Below are 20,726 nucleotides of genomic sequence, written 5' to 3' on the forward strand. Positions count from 1 at the left end.
TTTGTTGTACATTACAATTACATCATACTTACGATCCAACCGATCCAGTACGCAAATGGAATTAATAACAACTGTGCCACCATTGTACCGAATAAACGAGATACCAGCATGCAGCCATAAATCTGATTCATGCGATCCAAACGGATCTCGCCACGTAATGATCGGTCACTGAGCAAGGAAATCCGCGGATCAATCAGGATGGTTAACAAAATAGTCGCTATTCCGTTAATTAACCCGGTTGATTGGGATGCAGCTACAGCCTGCCCTGGGTAAAGGTACGCTGCATATAAGCTGGACAGGACACCTGTGGTATAGATTGCGGTTACCGCTACATTAAGCAACATTAACCGTCTTGGCATCCCATGTTGTACCAATCGTTTGGCCATCTTCCAGGATGGCGGAGTGATGTAATACGTTGCATTTCTAATCTTGCTTCGCTTCAGCATACCGCGAACCATTGCTGGGATAGAACCGGCTGCTTCAAAATGTACAACCATTCTCGACGAGAGCTTCACCATGGTTGGAAAACACAATATGGCTAATGCCGTTCCAATCGTTGCCGCACCCATCAACCAGTGCAGCTGTGCTGCAAAGTGTGGATTGGCTCCACGTGTTGCAGTATCCACCAGATTACCTACCATTGGCCCCTGGGCCATATTCGAGGTTCGAGAAACCAACAGCAAGATACCTGCCAATGAAATGGCCAGCGCGATTCTGCGGGTGCGTAATCCACCGAGGCGGAGCGCGTATGACAAGCTGTCTGCGGCATGAATCAGCATAGTGAACAACATAGGGATTGCCAGGCTAAGACTAAACATATGTATGTACTCCTTTATCTTCCTCTTATTGAATTTATTTCTTTCATGGACAGCATTATACGCCTCCAGCTTGCAAAAGTATAGGAACGAGATCCTTTTATATAAGTTGAAATAAAGAATGTTTACACCGGACACTCCGATGACAGAACAACCTTCCGATCGCTGTTATCCCCAGATTTTTGATTCCTTTTAGAAAGGGGTAAATCCGGGGATAAAGGCGAACGCTTCGCTTCTTCAGGTTTTTTCTGTCCTCTCCGTTTCGTGTAAATGTTTATTTCAATTTATATAGGTCATCGGTAAATGCACTTACGACCTCGGATATTCATCGTTTATCCCTCTCCTCACAGGGTAATATACAACTAATCCATTATTGTACAGGAGGGGTTCATATGCCTTGGAACAAACAGGATTATCCGGTATCCATGAAGAACCTGGAACCACGTGTCAGACATAAAGCAATTGAGATTGCCAATGCTCTGCTCGATGACGGGTATGAGGAAGGACGCTCGATTGCCATAGCGACAGCTAAGGCGGAAGAATGGGATGAAAATCATCCCGCACCGGAAAGTTCAAAATCGGACTCCACAACTTCTTCCGATAATTCCAACCCTAAAAAGTCGTCTTCCACGGATCGTCGTCATTCCGAGCCCGTTTCTTCGTCCAAAAGTCATGATAACATCCATGTAGTACCTACCGACTCCGGTTGGGCGATCAAGGAAGAAGGAAAGTCTACCTATCTGTACACATTTGATACTAAGGCAGAAGCTGTAGATAAGGCCAAAGAACTGAGTAGCAAACAAAATATTCGAGCGATTATCCATAATCAGGATGGTCAGATTGCTTCTTCGATCAAGCCCTGAATGAATCGGAAAACAACAAAATCCCTTTTGCTGCTGAAAAGCAGACAAAAGGGATTTTATATGAACGTTAACGATCAAGACCTGAATATGATGCATACAGGTTATGGTTGTTCTGAAACGTATGGTTAATTGGATACCCCTCTAGCCACCGTAGTCCGTTGTGAAATAGCAGCAGCGTTAACCGCCTTGGCTGCAGCCGATGGCATCGGCAATTTCACAGCTGAAGTTGTAACCACGGTTCCGCGAGCCGGAACACTAACGACGTACGTGATGACTTTGCTGGCAATCCATACGGCCAGAATCGTATATAAAGTTTCTTTTACCGGAAGAAAGAAAAGCGACAATCCCAATACAAAAGCATCGCTGACAAAGAAAACGGTTCCCAGCTTCCATCCCTTCCAGCGGCTAACCAGCACGGCGAGAATATCATCGCCGCCTGTCGCTCCGCCGAATCGAAGCACGATCCCAGCGCCTACCCCTGTCAATACACCGGATAGAACTGCCGGAATCCACAGATTTCCGTTAAACGACAATACCAGTGTGGAGTATCGTTCAAAGCCGTCATAGAATAGGGAAAATGCAGCGACGCCAAGCAATGCCTGAATCATGAATTTCCAGCCTTTGAGGAACCAAGCCAGGATCATGACCGGAATGTCCAGTAACAACATACCGATAGCAGGTGATAAGCCTGTTGCGTATTTTCCGAGCAGGGCCAGACCAACAAATCCGCCCTCCGATAAATGATTCTGAAAGTTAATGTGATAATAAGCAAAAGCTAAAATAAATGTACCGAGTAGCATAATGGCGAATTTGATCGCCTCTGTTTTAACGTGTTGTAAGGTTAACGATGTTCTCTTCATTCAGGTTCCCTCGCAGTTTGTAGGTTGGTTTTTAGACCGACCGTACCCTGCAAAAGGTAAGCCTGGAAGAACTCATCGTGTACGTCCTTCGAATATTCATTCCAATCCCCTCTTTCGCAGAGTCAGCCGTTTTTTTGAACCGGTTGGTGTACTCTACAAGGGGCGCTATGTGTATGAGAGATCGTAACGTTTCCAGATCGTCCTTGGGGAGATTGTCCTTCGGGAACTCATGGTATCCTGATCCTTTCTGTTCTGTTGTGGTTAGCTGTGCTCAGTTAAACTGAAAAATAACTACAATGCATAAGCTTGAACATTTAATTGTACACTTACACTTGGATTACAGTACCCTCTTTCGATCGCGGTTATCCCCGGATTTTTGGAATTCCATTTTCCCTCTGGGGAAAATCCGATGATAGCTTATGCTTCCCAAGCTACTTTCATTCAAAAAGCTTTCAGGCGAACGCTTCGCTTCTACAGATGGGTTCTGCACTCTTCGTTCCTGTGTAAATTGTAAATCCAACTTACAGCAGTTGCAAGTTCATTCAGTTTAAACACCAAAGCTAACTTGCTTGTTCTTCTATTATATAACACCAACGTGACCGGGTCTAAACAGCCGACCCCTCAAAAACAGGCATAAAGCAGCCTTTGGACTGCTCCAGCAGTCATACGGCAACACCAGGATAAGCAATGCTTGCTAATGGTGCAACCTGCTCCTTTATTCTATGACCGAAGCTTCCAAAAATAACTGTCAGTCACCCAACTGTGACAAATTGGGGCCTTTTTTTATTTTTTGGCCCTTTTTAAAGGAATCATTTTCCTTTCAAACATACACTATAGCAAACGTAATCGGCTTTATTCTTTGTCCAGTTCAAACGTTTCCATACTTACCCTGCTGTTTATGGTATAATATAACAATTGAATCCCACTACCGTTTAAGCGAGGCGGATTGATGAAAACGTTAAAGCCAAGAGTCTTTATTGGCTGCTCGCTGGAAGCGAAGCCGATTGCAGCCGCAGTACACGAAAACTTACGTTTTTCAGCCGAAGTTACCCCTTGGTATTCCGGGGTTTTTAATCCAAGCAGCTATACCATGGACGATCTGGAAGTAGAGGTCCGTACGACTGACTTTGCCATTTTTATTTTTCATCCGGATGATATATCCAAAATTCGCGGGAAGTACTACGCGTCGGTCCGGGATAATACAATGCTGGAAATGGGTCTGTTTATGGGTCGTCTGGGACGAAAACGTATTTTTTTCATTCTTCCTGAGGATATTACAGACATCAAGGACACAACCAAGGTCGAAGGATTGCGTATGCCCACAGATCTGCTGGGGTTAAATCCACTCGTATATGAAATCCGTTCTGACGGAAAGTGGGCACCAGCCGTGTCCGTGGCATGTTCCAAGATTGCAGACAGTATTGAGGAACAAGGACGCTGGAGTGATCCAGAATTGGAGAACATTATTGAGAAGCATAAACGCACTGAGGGAGAAGCGAGGTTACAACTGCTTAAGTTGCTGCGGTTCTTTAGGGAATTGCTGCGCACCCGCAAAGCAGATGCCAAGATGCTGGAGCGAATGAGTGATGCCCTGCGTACCGCCTTTGTCTCTCATCCTCCATTTGCCGTACGTGGCACAGCCATATACCGTACAGATGACAGTGGTTATATTGAGCAATTATGTGGTAATGTTGGAGAACCGGGAAGAAAGTATGACTTGTCCGCTAACGACGACAAACAACCGGATGATCCCAAGCGCATCCTGGTGATTGATTCTTACCGGGAGAACAAGATCAAGATCAACCTGTATGATGATTACCTTGAGAAAGAGTATCTGCTATGCTATCCTGTAGCCAAGAGGTATGTAATCACCGTTCACATTATTGGACATATTGAAGCGGATGAGGCGGTATTTCAGCAGATTGACCTACAGAATCGTCAACTGTTCAACGCCATCAACGATTTGTTAGGAGGCGAACCGGAATGAAACCGGAAACGAAAAAAATAAGCAAGCGCTGGGGCAACGAAAAAAAGGTACGCCTCAGTTCTGCGCCCGAATCATCACGACCGGTTCCGGAACCCAAGGAAGAAGATCGTTTCCACAAGCCGGCCGTACCGCTAACGACCATTGGGCCCTCCCTGAAGGGCAAGGAAAGACCTTATAAGGTCATCCTTGAAAAAGAGGCGTTCTACGAAAAGCCTCAATATCTTGCTTAATTTCTGAACACATCATCAAACCTGCCGCTGAATCGGCAGTATTCCATAGGCCCCGCCGCCCAAGGCAGGGGCTTTTTTGTTGCTCATTTTCGCTAAAATAAAACTGCTTCTACTCGTTGACCTGGTGCCATCGTGTTAAGCAAGACACCCTCTAATCATGATCGCAATTCATTGCAGTAACTCATTGCTTGTAATTACTTCTGTAGCAGACTGCATTGCATAGGGCTTATTTGGTTTATGGCCTTAGGTTTCCTGCAAAACCCATAAATTATACCTAATTTTGGAGCGGGCTTGTCCTGTTTGTTGCTATCAACAAACTAAAGAAGAAGAGGAATGATCGTAATAGTTCACTTCTTTTCTACTACTTGTTATTTCCAATTATAATATAAGAACATATGTTCTGTAAATAAAAAAAGAAAAATATATTTTGGCCTATAAGAATTTCAATAAGAGTTGATTAGACTTTAATTTCATCCACAAAAAAACAGGCAACGCACAACCTCGCACTGCCTGTTTCATTAGTCATTATTTCGCAATTTCGTACTTATACGTTGGGGCTGTCTAAATCAGACCAGACTGTTGAAGTAATCTGCGTATAATTACAGCTGTTTCGGCACGGGTAATCGATTGATTCGGAGCAATAGTATCTTGTCCACGTCCAGACACCAGTCCAGTGGAGATGCTGGCCGCTACTGCTTCTTTCGCCCAATTTGCTACCTGCTCAGCATCTGCGTAATCAGACCATTGCTGAATGTTCGCGGCAGATGCAGCTGTTTCCATTCCAGTCACTGACATCGCTCGTGCAATAAGTGCCATCGCTTCCTGACGAGTAATCTGTGTCTGTGGTCGGAATGTTCCATCTTCATAACCATCGATTAATCCATAGCTAGCCGCCGTATTCACAGCATCCGAGTACCATTCGCTTCCATTCACGTCTTGGAAAGAGTTAATCTGTTCTCCAAGTTTTATTCCTAATCCACGTACCATTATGGCCGCGAACTCTGCACGTGTAACTCCACGGTTCGGTTCAAAGGTTGTGTCCGTGATGCCTTCAATAACCATACGTGAACCCATATCATTTACTTCTGTCTCGGCCCAGTGTTGCGCCACATCGTTGAAAATATGCGGGTGCCAGATAACGGCATACACACTGTTGGTCAAGCTGTTAATCTGTGCATGGTATACCCCATTGACCTGAGTAATTTTTGTAGGTACATGACGTACAGTTCCTTCTGCATCCACGACAACACCTGTGGTGATCTGGTTAGGATCAACGTTTCCTGGTAATGCAATCGTACGCGATACATAACTATTGAACTTATCCACACTCACGGATTTGCCATCGAAGGTGGCTGTTACTTTGAAATCAACTGGTGATCCCAGAAGAGCATATCCATTTAGCTGAGCTGCTGATTGTGCTGTCTGTATGACTGCTTCTGTCGGCTGTAAAATTTCAATTTGCAGTTTGATGTTCTCCAAGGAATTGTCAGAATTCACACCTAGTTGCTGCGCGAGCTGCTCAATATTAACCTGCTGTGCAGGTAACGTGTACGAGGCAATATCCGTTTGCAGCACCAATACGGCTTGTTTCTCAGCCATGAGTTTGACTGTCTGGCCCGTCAATTCACCAATAACCAGATCTCCTTGGCTATTACCTGTTACAGGGATCGTGACAATGGCGTTGTTCCCCTCGGTTTGAAGTTTTTGTGCAATGAGAGCTGCGTCCACTGTAAGGGTTACAACTTTTCGCCCGTTCACTTCAGTAGTAGTTAAGATTCCAGCGTTCTCGGCTTTACCGTTCACGAGCACCTGAGCACCTTTAGATGGGGGAGTTACAACGGGATTAGTCACTGGTGTATTGGCACTGTTTCCACCAGAACTGGAACCACCTGAGTTTCCATTGCCACTCGATCCGCCTGAACTATCACTGTTGCGCTTGATATTGAGTGTATATGTTTTATTGCTTACTCCATCCAATGCAGTCACTTCAATAATAATTGTATTCATGCCACTGACTAACTGCACGACTGTACTATTACCACTAACACCATTAATTTTCACTGTGGATCCAGTTTGATCCGGTTTAACGCTAATTTCAGTCGTGCTAACGGAACTATTGACCGTTACTTCATAAATCTCCACATCCGGATTGAATGTCGGAGTTAATGTGATCGAAGGTATAGCTATTTCACTCAATTTGGCATTGGTGATGTCAATTCGATTGATGTTAAGTTTATAGTCGTTACTGGTGCCGTCCTCCGCTTGAACATTAATGTTTACAAGGTTTGAGCCGTATACCAGATCCGTAACTGTGTATGTGTATATACCATCTGTGACGGTTTCATCTGTAGCGCCTGTTACGTGTACGACTTGTTCTTCATTTGCTTTGCTTAGAGAGAAGTCTAAAATTGTCACGTCAGATTCAACATCTACGCGGTAATCCAGCTCATTTACAGAGAAGTCTGGTGTCAGCTGCCCTGAACTTACCGTAAGGGTGGAGAGTGTTGCAGTAGATGACATCCATTTCGCATAAAGCGTAATATTTTGCGTCAGATTCGTATTGAAGTCAAAAGGTTGAAGCAGTTGGCTATCCTGATACCAGCCCGAGAACGTATATCCTGCTTTTTCCGGAGCATCAGGATTTACTGCTGGGCTGTTATAGTTCACCTTTTGATTGTCAATCTCAGTTCCACCATTCGATTCAAATCTAATATTTACATACAGTGGTTGCCACTGTGCATACAACGTCACATCACTATCGTTCATGGAGAAGGTATCTGCTGCGCTGTAGCTGGTTCCGCTACCATCTGCCGCTGTATTCCATCCGATGAACTGATGATCTTCCTTTTCGAGCTCTCCAGTGTTATCAAGGACAGTTACTGTTGCGTCTTGTTCATATTTCAGATTATCCACAGGAGACATTCCCGTTGTTGCACCATTGGCATTGTAAGTCACTGAATGTTCTGTAGATAGCGTCATGACCGTCAGCTTGTTATTTTTATTTCCGTCCGCATAAGCAACGTAGGGGTTTCCATTTGGACCAAATGCGAGTGAAGTTTCATTGATTTGGCCAGCGGAAAATGGTTTTCCTCCAACCACGGTCCATTGAGTCCCGTCCAATTTCATCATTACACCCTGTTGCATCACCATGCCATTACTGGGTTGATTTTTAAAAGCTGTGTACGGTACACCTTGTGGGTCAAATGCTAGAGACATACTGTTTAATGTACCGGAGGAAAATCCTGGATTACCTACAAATTCCCACTGGGTGCCGTTAAACTTCATAACTGTAGCTTTAAAACTATTTGCTCCATCTTGAAAAGCAAGGTAAGGTACATTATCCGGGCTAAATGCCAGGGATGGATAGGAAGCTTCACCTGCTGTAAATAAAGAATTCCCCACACTTTTCCACTGTGCATCTAAGAATTTCATTACCGTTGCTTTTCTATTCGTTGAATCTGTGTAAGCAAGATGGAGAATACCCGCAACATCAAACACTATTGGAGATAATCCAGAAGCATTATTTGTTGTAAATCCGACTGGGCCAACATTTTCCCACTGATTTCCATTCAATCTTTTCACTGTAATCTTATTACTCACAGATTGATCACGGTACCCGACATAAGGAATGTTATCAGGACTAAGTGCAATTGATACATGAACCGCTGCCGCAGCTGAAAAACCAGCACTACCTACAATCTCCCATTGTTCTCCGTTAAATTTCATAACTGTTGCTTTACTTCCATTATCGCCATCCTGATAAGCTACGTATGGAGTATTATGAGAATCAAATGCGAGCGATGAGGTGTTATGTATCACGCCCGTAGAGAAACCTGCAAGACCTACGGATTGCCATGCTCCAGAAACGAATTTTAGAACCGTTGCTTTCCCACCTTTGGCTCCATCCTTAAATACGGTATACGGTGTACCTTCCTGATCAAAAACCAAAGTAATATTCTCCACCTGTGCTGATGTAATTCCGGCTCCGCCTACATCTACCCATGTTCCACTTGCCGCATAAGCACGATCTACACCTAACGCCCGAAACCCTGGAAATCCTCCAAAAATTAAAGCAGCCACAATTAACATCGTTATCACTTTTTTAGGTTGTAGTAAGCGCCTATTCATCACTATCATCCTTCCGTTCATCCTATTAGATTCCCTGACCTTGTATCACCTTGCTCTGACCCCGTGTCAATCTTATAAATCTTCTTAAGAGCTACTCAACTACTATGGCTCGCATATCATCAAACGTACATCCGTTGGAATATGTATTTTTTTTAATATTAGTACTCCTTTCTATGTGGTTTGAAATTTTAAAGATAGTATAACGAGTTACTATAAACAAACTCTAAACACGGGGAGTACATTCTCCTTTTATGTTCTGTATTTCGACGAGGCGAAGTTGCCTGTGATCCTTATTCCACAAGGATTTTCATGTGATTTAAACGGGTTTAAAGAGAAAATGTATATATTTTCAGATTGAAACCTGCATGACTCAGGATTATGCTGACTATAATATAAACAGGAACATCTGTTCCTAATTAGAACAATATATTTATGGCTAAGGAAGTGAACATATGGCCGCCTCTTCCACTTCAGCCCCAACGCCTGCGGACGAAGATCATCGTCTGATTAAAGGTATGGTTGTGCGTACGCTTTTGCTGGATGTACTGGAACGGGATATTCAAACGCTGGATACACTGCTTCTGAAAATGCCCGAGGTCTATATCCTGTCGCTCACCCGCATTCAGAATGAAGTACTTAAGGAGATGCTGGGACTGCGTAAACAGATGAGAACCCGTGGAGTAAAAGTTCTGGAGGAAACGCGGGGAAAGGATGGCATTGAAACCGTTTATTTGTGCAGGGGATACATGCAACGGTTCTATATGCTCTGGACATTTGCACGCAATGAGGTCAAAAATGAGCTGAGTCATCATCTGCAGATGGATCTGACACAACAGGTTTGACAATTGACGGGTTGACCATCGCTAGCTGTGTTCATTAAGATGGGGAAGAGATATCCAACCATTCCAATAAGTCATGAATTGATTTCAACTGGATATCTCTCAACGTCTTATCAATCAAGGAGCTGTACTTCATGGATCTGAATACACATTCGATTAAACGAACACACGCACATACAGGCATTGCTGCAGATGTAACCGAGCTGATCGGCCAGACACCTGCCGTTAAACTGAACCGGCTCACAGGCAGCGACTCTGCTGACGTATACGTGAAACTGGAATACTTCAACCCCAGCGGCAGCGTCAAAGACCGTGCCGCCTATAACCTGATCGTTCAAGCTGAACGTGCAGGACTGCTTCTTCCCGGTGCTACCATTATAGAACCAACCAGTGGCAACACGGGCATCGGTTTGGCCATGAACGCTGCTGCCAAAGGATACAAAGCGATCCTAATCATGCCGGACAATATGTCCAAGGAACGCATCAACATCCTGAAAGCCTACGGCGCAGATGTGGTGCTCACCCCTGCTGCGGAGCGGATGCCAGGTGCAATTCGCAAAGCGAAAGAACTTCAGGCAGATATTCCAGGAAGTTTCATTCCGCAGCAATTCGAGAATCCGGCGAACCCTGACATTCATCGAATCACCACAGCGCCCGAGATTATGCAGCAGATGGATGGCAGGCTGGACGCCTTCATCGCTACGGCGGGAACCGGCGGAACCATTACCGGGACGGGAGAAGAACTGCGCAAGCAGTTACCCGATATCCGCATCTATGCGGTGGAGCCCAAAGGGTCTCCGGTGTTGTCCGGTGGCGAGCCCGGACCACACAAGCTCGTCGGTACAAGTCCGGGGTTCATTCCGGACATCCTGAATACCGACGTATGGGATGCCATCATCCAGGTGTCCGATGAGGACGCACTGGATACGATGCGGCAGCTTGCTGCCCGGGAAGGGCTGTTGCTCGGCCCTTCCTCTGGCGCTTCGGTGTGGGCCTCCCTTCGCATCGCGAAGGAACTGGGGCCAGGGCACCGGGTGCTCTGCATTGCGCCGGATACAGGGGAACGGTATCTGAGCATGGGTATTTTTTAACAAAGAAAAAATCCGTACACAAAGTATATTGGAGAAACCATCAAAATAAAAAAATAAGCTCTTGCTCACATACGGATGATGAATCCGCAGAGAACAAGAACTTATTTTGGTAAGAAACCTTATCTAGAACAAAGCAAGAACATCTAACGTAAGCTGGTTAGTGTGTCAGGGTTGTCCATTCCACACCTTCGGGAAGCAGAGCCGCAATGCGGTCTTTGGCTTCCTTTTTGGTATACAGTGATTCATCGAGAATGACCGCGGAACCGGAATCTGTGCTTGTCCGAATCAGACGTCCGAGACCTTGCTTCACACGCAAGAGCATATACGGAAGATCGATCTCTTCGTATGGTGCAGCTGACGCACTGCGTTTTGCATTGAAGACAGGGTCCTGTGGCGGATACGGGAGCGACCAGATCATCACGTTGGATAATGACGGTCCTGGAACGTCCAGCCCTTCCCACAGATTAACGGAGCACAGCACACTCTCCTCATCCTGCTGGAACGCCGCGATCAGATCGCTGATCTCCCGGTCACCCTCATACATAAAGCGCAAACCTTCTGCTTCAGGCACATGAACGATATCCTGCTTGAACGCACGCAATTCCTCCATCGTACGGAACAGGATGAGCGCACGTCCTCCACTCTCCTGAAGCATGGACACCGCATCGCGCATGCGATTTTCATTTTCGGGATGACCCGGTATAGCTTCATCGGTAATCTTCATCTTCATTTTGTCCGCATAATCATACGGGGAAGCCACCGAGAACGATACAAAATCATCAATACCCAGGCTGTCCGCCACATAACGGAATGAACTATCCACAGATAACGTTGCAGAGGAGAACACGATTGGAATACCTGTGTTGAACACACGCTCATTCAGCATTTCCTTCACGGTACGCGGCATGATCGATAAGGTCGTCTCATCCTCGCTCTCTTCTGCCCAACAGATGTAACCATCTTCCTTACGGAACAAAGCAAGTGCAGACTGAATCATGTCCAGATGTTCTTCCACGACACGCATCTGATAACCGTCCAGCGAGAACAATCCGCTCTCGAATACCAACTCTTCACCGATCGCATCCAGCACACTGGTCAGACGTTCAATCTCACGCAGAAGCGGAGCTTCTACTCGAACTTCTTTCCGTTCCGATCCCGGAATCGCCACCGTATACGTATCGAGCAACGCAAACAGGCGTTCACTGCTCTCAATCGCTTCATCCACACGCTCGGCGAGGGATTCACGAATCTCTCCTTCAAGCAGGCGAGTCACGAGTTCCTCGAAGATGCGGTGTTTCAGCTTGTAACTCAGTGCGTTCAGGGCTGCTTCTTCCAGCAAATGTCCTTCATCAAATACAACCGAGCTGTGATCAGGCAGCAGGGGCAGTTGTCCCTCGCGTTTGCGTGCATCATAGGTCCAGACATGCTCCATGTAGTAATCATGGGAACAGATGATGATGTCTTTGGAACGACGGTAATGGTCACGCGATAGCGTCAGGCCGCAACGTTGTCTTTTTGGACAAACAAAACAATCCTGGAACGGGTCCCAGTTGATTTTGTTCCACTGACGATCGTTCAGATGTGGATACTGTTTCCGGTCACCATACGGATGGAAAGCCTGAAGCGTTCCTGGCGTGTTCACGAAGTCTGGAAGACTCTCATGCACCTCTTCAATCACCTGCGCGTCCTCATCCGCGAATCGCACTGCACTTAATTTGTTCAGACAGACGTATTGGTCCGGGGACTTGCCCAGACGTGCGTCCACTTCCAGATCCAGATGTGCAGCCAGCTTTGCAATATCTCCGCCAGGCTTCACAAGCTGTTCAATCAAGGACTCATCGGCACAGGCGATCACCGCCGGTTTGCCCGTATAACGTGCATAACAGACCGCGTAGAGCAGATAGACTAACGTCTTGCCTGTTCCTACTCCGGCTTCCGCCATAATGGTCTTTTTATCTCCATAGGCCCGTTCGAGCTGGTACGCCATAAAAATCTGTTCATCCCGTACCTCGAAGCCGAACTCAGGCAAAATATCGTAAAAAACATCGGCAACCCACTCTCCCAGACGGGATACAAAAGGTTCAGCCGGATCATATGCAAAAGGATAACGTTGTGTAGACAATCCTTGGTCAGCCTCCATTCTTAGACAAAGCGGTCCTATTTCATTTTCCCGTTCAAAAAAGGCCGCTGGACAAAAGTTAATTATCTCACGCAGCGAGGCGGGTGACAAGCTTTTTTTACGAGGGAGCTCGAAGGGCAGTTGGTTAGGTTTTTCAAAAGGTAGCTTTGATGTTCGTTGGTTGCCACGATGTATAGAACCTGCCCACAGGGAAAATATATACAGGAATCCAACTTAAGGAAAGGTGGCGTTCCACTCCATGGATAACCATTCTTCACAATCCGAGCATTCCTCAGACCAATCAAGCGAGACTTTAACGGACCGACAGGGTCACCCCATCACGGACAATCAGAACGTACGAACCGTTGGCAGCCGTGGACCGACAACACTGGAGAACTATCATTTTCTCGAAAAGATCACTCACTTCGACCGCGAACGCATTCCAGAACGGGTTGTGCATGCCCGGGGTGCTGGTGCTCATGGCGTATTTGAAGCGTATGGCACGGCCGGGAATGAACCGGTATCGAAGTATACACGGGCACGTCTGTTTCAGGAAAAAGGAAAAGAAACCCCCGTATTCGTTCGATTCTCAACGGTTATTCACGGTGGACATTCTCCCGAGACGCTGCGGGACCCGCGTGGCTTTGCCGTGAAATTTTATACGGAAGATGGCAACTGGGATCTCGTCGGTAACAACCTGAAAATCTTTTTCATTCGTGATCCGCTCAAATTCCCGGACATGGTACATGCCTTCAAGCCAGACCCGTTGACCAATGCACAGGATATGGAGCGGTTTTTCGATTTTGTCTCACTCAGTCCCGAAGCTACCCATATGGTGACGTTCCTCTTCTCCCCTTGGGGTATTCCGGCCAATTATCGCCAGATGCAAGGATCAGGTGTCAATACATACAAATGGGTCAATGAGGAAGGCACGGGCGTGCTCATCAAATACCACTGGGAACCGCTCAATCAAGGCATACGTAACCTGTTGCAAAAAGATGCGAGCGAGATTCAGGGGCAGAATTTCAACCATGCCACGCTGGATCTGTATCATGCCATTGAACAAGGCGATTATCCCGAATGGGAGCTGTGCGTTCAGGTGATGGAAGATGGCGAGCATCCGGAGCTGGACTTTGACCCGCTGGACCCAACCAAGTTGTGGCCACAGGATCAGTTTCCGTTTCTGCCTGTGGGCAAAATGACGCTCAACCGCAATCCCGAGGATTATTTCAATGAAGTGGAGCAAGCGGCATTTGGCACCGGTGTATTAGTGGACGGTCTGGATTTCTCGGATGACAAGCTGCTGCAAGGACGTACCTTCTCCTATTCGGATACCCAGCGTCACCGGGTCGGTGCGAACTACCTGCAACTGCCTGTGAATGCGCCGAAGAACCGTGTTGCGACCAATCAGAGCGGCGGGCAGATGCAATATCAGGTGGATCGTGCACCTGGTCAGAATCCGCATGTGAACTACGAACCCTCCTCTCTTGGCGGGTTAAAAGAAGCGGCGCCACGTGGTCCGGAACATGAACCGTTGGTGGAAGGCCGACTTGTCCGCGAGAAAATCGAACGTACGAATGATTTTGGACAAGCCGGGGATACCTACCGGGCATTCGAGGATTGGGAGCGGGATGAGCTGATCAGCAACATGGTCGATGCTCTGGCCCAATGCAAACCGGATATCCGGGAGCGCATGATCTCTCATTTTACCCAAGCGGATGCCGATTACGGTCGTCGTGTAGCGGAAGGACTGGCGTCAGTGCCTACCGATGATAGTGCGACAGTCCAACCGAAACATGAACCAAGTGTCGAGCAAGCGAAGAAACGCAGCCGGGAGACGGACGGATATTAAAGTGGGCAGCGTTGTAGAACTTTCGTCTATGCATCGCTTATAATGCATGAGATTGTTCGGACGATAAGTACCAGCGTTGGTTTAATGGAGCACATCGCTTGATTCGATAAGCCTTGCCATGAAGGACAATGCCTACAATGAACAGATAATGCCACTTCGAACATCGCCCCAATAGTCTCGTTGCCTCTGGCAGCCGCTATGGGGCTTTTTGTTATGCGTTGATTGCCCCATCATTTCGATAGAGGGAACGGATTACGTTTATGCCCCTATTGGATGCGTGCTACTCTTTTTTGAAAATGCGAAGTTCATTTGGGTGGATTGAGGGTGAGTCTCGTGCCTTGAGGGTTGTAAAAGCGTGCATCTCTAGGTTCATTTCAGATGATTCATCGTTAAATCAGGGCTACCAACCAATGTCAGGATTACATGTAACCTGTGAAACCCCAAGCAATGGGAGCGACTACGCCTAACCTGCCTGTGTCTAGACCCATCTGATCAAATGATTATTGAAGATAACGTTTACAACATTTACCATAAAACTATGCTGTACAGAGAGTATTCATTCCATCGCAATGATCTACTTCATCGATGCATCTGTCCGGCATACCGCAACAGCTCACGCATTCTATTTTCCATTAACCAAGGAGGTCTATTAATGAAATTATTCCCATCCACATCTACTCATGTGTCTGCACGATCTGTACATTCCCTGAAGGAGCGTTCCCTCAAATCAAAAATGGCCCAGATCTGTCTGAGTGCCGCATTCCCTCTTTTATTAATTGGTGGTGGATCGGTTAGCGCGGCGGATGTAATCGAGAGCAGCTTGCAGAATAATCCATCAGAAGCCGTGGCTACCTCAAGTGTGACACTTGCTGCGGGTGATCTCTATGTCTCCCCTAACGGCTCAGCCAGCAATCCGGGGACCATAAATAGTCCAACGTCGCTGGCCAACGCATTGACCCAGATCGCCCCGGGTAAAACGATCTATCTGCGCGGAGGAACCTACAGCTTCTCGCAAACCATTACCATTGAACGCGGTAACAGCGGCACCTCCTCACAACGTAAAAATCTGGTAGCGTATGGATCGGAAAAACCAGTCTTTGATTTCTCCGCTCAAGCCTTCGCTTCCACCAATCGTGGACTGCAAATGTTCGGAGACTACTGGTTCGTCAAAGGTCTTGAGGTGAAAGGTGCGGGTGACAACGGCATCTTCATCGGAGGCAGCTACAACCGCTTGGAGCAGATCGAAGCCCATCACAACCGGGATACGGGCATTCAAATGGGACGTTATGCTTCCACCGCCGCCAAGAGTGAATGGCCTGCGTATAATGAAGTCATTCGTTCCTACTCCCACAACAACTATGACCCAGATGACGGCGAGGATGCAGACGGTTTTGCCGCCAAACTGACCGTTGGCCCGGGCAACGTCTTCGACGGTTGTATTGCCGCCTATAACGTGGACGATGGCTGGGATCTGTATAGCAAAACGGATACAGGCGCCATTGGCGCGGTCACGATCCGTAATAGTATTGCCTACGCCAACGGCGCAACGTCAGACGGTACCTCCACCTCCAACAGCGATGGTAACGGCTTCAAGCTCGGCGGCGAGAAGATTGCCGTGAATCATATTGTGGAGAACAACATTGCGTTTAATAATAAAAAGCACGGCTTCACCTACAACAGCAATCCAGGTTCGATCCAGATGAAAAATAACACTTCCTGGAACAACGGCCAAAGCAACTTTGCCTTTGATGTAGGCACCCATATCTTCACCAACAACCTGTCCTTCCAAGGCGGCGCCAGTGACAAAACAAGCGGAATCGACGTCAGCAGCACCAACGTCTGGTGGAAAAACAAAAAAAGCGAGAACGCCAAAGGCCTGCTCGCCAGCGCAGCCGACTTTGTCTCCCTCGTGCCTTCGGTAACGCGTAGCGCGGACGGAACGCCTGTGTTGGGTAATTTCCTGAAGCTTGCGGGTGGTAGTGATCTGATTGGATCGGGTACGCCATCGGGTACTAATATTGGGGCGCGGTAGGTATGTGAATAAGTAAGATAAAAGAATAATTAAAAAGCAAATCCCCTCCCCCAATGCCAGCCTAATCGGTGGTAATGGAGGAGGGGTTTTTTGGGTTTAAGTTCGTAGTCTGCTGGCTTATGAGGTATGCAGATACTCACGGTTTGGCTAAAACCTCAATCATCAGTCTGCCGCCTGTGCGAAAACCTTGCTCAAACGCCGCTTCCACATACATGGACGTGGATTGACCGATCAAGTCGATCAGTTGTTCCAAAGCATCGTACTCGTTCCCCGTAAGCTGTGTTTTGTAACCCTGCATGAGGTCTGATATTTGACGATTGATCTCCTGATACTCAGCTTGCTCAGGATGAATTGACTCATCCAACCGCAGGTTTCCGTGAAACAAATCCTCGATCAGGTTTGACATGTTATTCTTCATGGTAAGGTCACCTCAGGAAGATTGTATATCAAGGAATGAGGTGAGATGCGAATTTAGCGGAAAATCCGCTAAGTATACATTAATACCAAGATTCTCCGTTAAGCTCTCAGGTCCAAGCCCTACTCGAAAGTGCGATAACCTATCGAGGTCTGCATTGCTTTACAATTCAAATGTTGTTTTATCGGGAAATGGTCCATTTTCTCTATGTAGCATTTTGCCAGTTTTTTTTGAGCTGCCCTATCGAAATTAAATTTCGACTCCTTATTAGCGTTTACTACTGGCTCTACTTCTTGAATGGTTTCCTTCTTTTATTTAGTTCAATCTTTCCCATGACATGTTCATTTGGACCAAAATAATAAATAACCTTTTCATCATCTTCATAATCCTTCAACAATAATACAAAGGAAGCCATTAAATTCCCCTCCTTGAGCATTTGAGATGATGTCTGAAAATTTATTTACTCTCAAAATCTTTAACTTGCTCAATCTTTTGTGCAAAATCACAAGCATCCTGAAAATCTTTTTTTGTATAAAGTTCGGTCAACTCATTCGCCTCTTCCTGCCAATCGGGTCCATACTGTAAAAGGTAATCGGTAAACCATTCATAGTAGGACAGGTTGGACGGATTCAACAGAATCAATCTTTGATACATCTTCATCACACAAGGGATCGGTAGAAAGAAATGAGTAAGCTCATAATTAATGGCTTCTAATAAATGATCTGAGTTGTTCGTATGATCTATCTCAGATAGCAATTCATTGGATAGAGATTCTACAGCCTCTCTCGTTGTTTTTAATTCTGCCTGATCTAATTTTGACCAATCCTGGTCAATCAACTGATGCAATTCTTCCACTGTCTTCTGTATAGTCAAGCTAAATATCCCCTTTATTTTTTATTTTGGATAATAGGTAGAGACCCTTAAAGTACCATCAGGCGTTTGTGTTACGGTATAGCCCATCGTTTTCTCATTTACTTGAATCGTTCGCTCAATCGTTTTAGGAGGTCTAGGGAAATCAATATTTGCCTTATTGGCTAATTCCATATCTTTAAGTATAACGGATTCAATCTGATCCATGGTGCCAATATCTTGAGCATTTCCTGTTCGATGGCCACTTCCACGGTAACCATGTCCACTATTAATTTCTACTTTAGTTCCGTCTATCTCAAAAGTACGTTTTAGTGCATCACCTTCCCCTTTAGTCCCAAGTGGCTTCAATTTAACTTCTCCGATATCAGGAGCCTGTCCCGTAACCCCAGAACCACTCTTTTGCTCATTCGCTTTCCTCGCCTCAGCCGCTTCCAAATTCTTTTTAATCTTCGCTACAGCTGGATGAGAAGAAGGTAAGCGAAACGGACCTTTGCCACCCGGCATACTCCCGCGAACCATCTGAAATGCCATGAATAGCTGGCTAAACTTTAGAGAAGTCAACATCATCTGAGCATATTTATCGGATACAGGCTCGCCTGTGAACGGATCAATTCCCATTTCAAAGCCTTTGATCTGCATCGCAAAAATATCTTCCCCTGACGCTTCAGCAGTTACAGCCTGCATTCGATTAATATCCAAATGCCCCTGATCTCTCTCATAAGCTTGGAGTGCAGACTGATCCGTAACTCCATTCTCGTTGACAGGCATCGACATCCACTTTCCAAAAACATTGACTTGTGCCATCCCATAGCCCTTATCATCCGAACCGGCATAATATCTCGAGGTCTCCATCATCGCTACAGCGCCCACAGTACCAACGGCATTACCCAGACTCACCTTCTGAGCATCAGCATTCTCAAACCGCATGGCGATATCCTCGAGTTCCTTGGAGATGCCCACCATACTTTCCAGCGCCTTCTGCAATACCGGGCGTGACTGCTCAAATTCATAGTAGAATCGCTCCTGCGTCACACCCAGCCACATCTGCTGAAGGAACATGATCTGTCTTGAGAGATCCTCCCGTATATGCTCCAATTGATGTCTCGCCTGATCTATTTGATTCGATACGTTATGTAACTGTTTAGGGGTAACTTTAATGGTACTCATCCATTTTCACCGCTCATCTAAGATATAATAAAACTATGTTAGCAGAAGTTTAATGGCAATGACATCCGGCTAACCTCCTGATTTCACTGCATCAATCCACGCTTAGAATGATTTATATCCGTCCCTCAGCCCCATACGATCTCTATTTAGGTGCACACATGTTCCTGAGGGTTTTCCTTTTACGACTACAGGATACTGTAGCATCTTTACTGCGACGAGAAACACGCTTTAACAATTCATAGAATTAATAAATAAACTTGACTTGAATTGGTAATTAGAGGTACTATATGTTTATATAAATGGAATATATTTCAATTTAAATAATTATTTTGAATTTTATATTTTCACCAAAAGTATCAGGGCCTACCACAACTAAAATATCAATTATTATAATTGAGTTTACCATTTTGTCTGCAACACATAATCATTGGCAGGCATTCATTTTACATATACATTCCTACTTCATAGAGTCTTCTAGCCTGTAGAGTTCTACCTCCTTAATTTCTTTTTCAGTAAAGAAAAAAAGGGGAAGGGCCATCTCTTTAAAAGAAAGGAGGGCAAGAGGCTTTAATCTGCAAGCAGGTTTATTTGTCGTAACCGCATGTTTTTGTAAAAGAATACCCATAACAAGAAAGGTGGAATTTATTGCTATGAGAAAATTGTTTAGTTTAGCTCTTATACTTGTTCTAGTGCTTTCGTTTAATGTAGCTGCCTATGCAGATGGTGATGTGACTCAAGCCAAACCGTTGACAAAGGAAGAAATTATTAATTCCAAAGAATTCCGTGAAGCTGTAAAAGCGGCTAAGGCTGAATTTGAAGCGCAGAAAGCTGATAATGCGGGTGGTCCAGTTCTGTTTGCGCCGGCACCGAAAGTATCTCACATTAATGTATACGGTGTTGTATCTCCTAATGGCGGTCAAGAAATTTATGGCTTCAATAACAACCCGCTCTCCACGACCAATGATCATGGGGGTGCATGGATTCAGTGTATTACGTTCCAGATCGGTTATGACAGCAGTCACTTCGGCAAACTCGCTGGCAATACAATGACAAACAACTGGTCTGAAGCTATTGATCTGGACGGTGATCGTGTCATAGATGCTTTTGCCCATTCTTGGGTTTATGAATCCCCTAATTCAACAGGCGGACAATTTGTAGGTACGGTCTATTCCATTAACATCCCAACACAGTGGACCGCTTGGATTAATGTTCGTTAACAGGAAGGATGTTATATGAATATTCGGGGAATTCGCCATCCTGGTTCTATCCTGAGTAATACGAGAAGTAAGCCCAAAAGTTCATCATCTTTGGATACGAATCGGATCGCCCCAATATGATATGACAGCTCATTCTTCTGCTAACAATTGCGTTAGTGTATTTTCTTAGACTGCCTTGAAGAAGTATGTCAAGAAGTCCAGGAAGCGTGGAACAAAGCAGAGGGAAAAACAGTGGCTTCTT

16 protein-coding genes are annotated in these 20,726 nt (G+C 45.8%); 8 read left to right on the plus strand and 8 right to left on the minus strand.

Annotated features, from left to right (window positions below; genetic code table 11):
• Nucleotides 1-17: 17 nt before the first annotated feature.
• Nucleotides 18-818, minus strand: a complete 801-nt coding sequence (locus tag ACETMN_RS22620; RefSeq protein ID WP_411735169.1) for a lipid II flippase Amj family protein — start codon at nucleotides 816-818, stop codon at nucleotides 18-20.
• A 389-nt stretch (nucleotides 819-1,207) separates the two neighbouring features.
• Between ACETMN_RS22620 and ACETMN_RS22625 the strand changes: the two genes are divergently transcribed.
• Nucleotides 1,208-1,678: a DUF2188 domain-containing protein gene (locus ACETMN_RS22625; protein WP_105599566.1), complete on the plus strand. Its 471-nt coding sequence runs from the start codon at nucleotides 1,208-1,210 to the stop codon at nucleotides 1,676-1,678.
• A 125-nt stretch (nucleotides 1,679-1,803) separates the two neighbouring features.
• Here ACETMN_RS22625 and ACETMN_RS22630 read toward each other — a convergent pair whose 3' ends face one another.
• A complete protein-coding gene (locus tag ACETMN_RS22630) occupies nucleotides 1,804-2,538 on the minus strand; it encodes a YitT family protein (RefSeq protein WP_091018198.1) in 735 nt (244 codons plus the stop codon).
• A gap of 949 nt (nucleotides 2,539-3,487) precedes the next feature.
• On the opposite strand from ACETMN_RS22630, the gene ACETMN_RS22635 reads away from it, so the two are divergent.
• Together ACETMN_RS22635 and ACETMN_RS22640 are read left to right on the plus strand one after the other, a co-directional pair.
• On the plus strand, nucleotides 3,488-4,525 hold the full coding sequence (locus tag ACETMN_RS22635; protein WP_051447360.1) for a nucleotide-binding protein: 1,038 nt from the start codon (nucleotides 3,488-3,490) through the stop codon (nucleotides 4,523-4,525).
• On the plus strand, nucleotides 4,522-4,755 hold the full coding sequence (locus ACETMN_RS22640) for a hypothetical protein (RefSeq protein ID WP_091018200.1): 234 nt from the start codon (nucleotides 4,522-4,524) through the stop codon (nucleotides 4,753-4,755). Before ACETMN_RS22635 ends, ACETMN_RS22640 begins: the two co-directional genes overlap by 4 nt.
• A gap of 561 nt (nucleotides 4,756-5,316) precedes the next feature.
• Here the strand turns inward: ACETMN_RS22640 and ACETMN_RS22645 are convergent.
• Nucleotides 5,317-8,883 carry an S-layer homology domain-containing protein gene (locus ACETMN_RS22645; protein WP_411735170.1) on the minus strand — a complete coding sequence of 1,189 codons (3,567 nt, stop codon included), beginning with the start codon at nucleotides 8,881-8,883 and terminating at the stop codon, nucleotides 5,317-5,319.
• A 452-nt stretch (nucleotides 8,884-9,335) separates the two neighbouring features.
• On the opposite strand from ACETMN_RS22645, the gene ACETMN_RS22650 reads away from it, so the two are divergent.
• Together ACETMN_RS22650 and cysK are read left to right on the plus strand one after the other, a co-directional pair.
• Complete coding sequence (locus ACETMN_RS22650) at nucleotides 9,336-9,725, plus strand: hypothetical protein (protein ID WP_091018203.1); 390 nt, start codon at nucleotides 9,336-9,338, stop codon at nucleotides 9,723-9,725.
• Between the two features lie 131 nt (nucleotides 9,726-9,856).
• A complete protein-coding gene (cysK, locus tag ACETMN_RS22655; protein WP_411735171.1) occupies nucleotides 9,857-10,813 on the plus strand; it encodes a cysteine synthase A in 957 nt (318 codons plus the stop codon).
• 157 nt (nucleotides 10,814-10,970) lie between these two features.
• Here cysK and ACETMN_RS22660 read toward each other — a convergent pair whose 3' ends face one another.
• Nucleotides 10,971-12,935: an ATP-dependent DNA helicase gene (locus tag ACETMN_RS22660; protein WP_256975209.1), complete on the minus strand. Its 1,965-nt coding sequence runs from the start codon at nucleotides 12,933-12,935 to the stop codon at nucleotides 10,971-10,973.
• A 256-nt stretch (nucleotides 12,936-13,191) separates the two neighbouring features.
• Between ACETMN_RS22660 and ACETMN_RS22665 the strand changes: the two genes are divergently transcribed.
• Both ACETMN_RS22665 and ACETMN_RS22670 read left to right on the plus strand, forming a co-directional pair.
• Complete coding sequence (locus ACETMN_RS22665) at nucleotides 13,192-14,784, plus strand: catalase (RefSeq protein WP_105599573.1); 1,593 nt, start codon at nucleotides 13,192-13,194, stop codon at nucleotides 14,782-14,784.
• Between the two features lie 652 nt (nucleotides 14,785-15,436).
• Nucleotides 15,437-16,816, plus strand: coding sequence for a right-handed parallel beta-helix repeat-containing protein (locus tag ACETMN_RS22670; RefSeq protein WP_411735172.1), 1,380 nt, complete (start codon nucleotides 15,437-15,439; stop codon nucleotides 16,814-16,816).
• A gap of 136 nt (nucleotides 16,817-16,952) precedes the next feature.
• On the opposite strand, the gene ACETMN_RS22675 is transcribed toward ACETMN_RS22670, so the two are convergent.
• The 4 genes from ACETMN_RS22675 to ACETMN_RS22690 all read right to left on the minus strand — a co-directional run bounded on the left by ACETMN_RS22675 (nucleotide 16,953) and on the right by ACETMN_RS22690 (nucleotide 19,268).
• Entirely contained in the window at nucleotides 16,953-17,234 is a 282-nt protein-coding gene (locus tag ACETMN_RS22675; RefSeq protein ID WP_091018212.1) for a DUF6809 family protein, read from the minus strand.
• Nucleotides 17,235-17,517: 283 nt separating this feature from the next.
• The gene (locus ACETMN_RS22680) at nucleotides 17,518-17,646 is read right to left on the minus strand and encodes a hypothetical protein (protein WP_256975210.1); all 129 of its coding nucleotides are present in this window, start codon (nucleotides 17,644-17,646) and stop codon (nucleotides 17,518-17,520) included.
• Nucleotides 17,647-17,687: 41 nt separating this feature from the next.
• Nucleotides 17,688-18,104 (minus strand): hypothetical protein, encoded by a 417-nt coding sequence (locus ACETMN_RS22685; RefSeq protein WP_091018213.1) that lies wholly within the window; start codon nucleotides 18,102-18,104, stop codon nucleotides 17,688-17,690.
• A gap of 21 nt (nucleotides 18,105-18,125) precedes the next feature.
• A complete protein-coding gene (locus ACETMN_RS22690) occupies nucleotides 18,126-19,268 on the minus strand; it encodes a WXG100 family type VII secretion target (RefSeq protein ID WP_091018215.1) in 1,143 nt (380 codons plus the stop codon).
• A gap of 650 nt (nucleotides 19,269-19,918) precedes the next feature.
• On the opposite strand from ACETMN_RS22690, the gene ACETMN_RS22695 reads away from it, so the two are divergent.
• Entirely contained in the window at nucleotides 19,919-20,485 is a 567-nt protein-coding gene (locus ACETMN_RS22695; RefSeq protein ID WP_091018217.1) for a DUF4879 domain-containing protein, read from the plus strand.
• Nucleotides 20,486-20,726: the final 241 nt, after the last annotated feature.

Origin of the sequence: Paenibacillus sp. M2 (assembly GCF_046713495.1) — a bacterium.
Lineage (GTDB): Bacteria > Bacillota > Bacilli > Paenibacillales > Paenibacillaceae > Paenibacillus > Paenibacillus amylolyticus_B.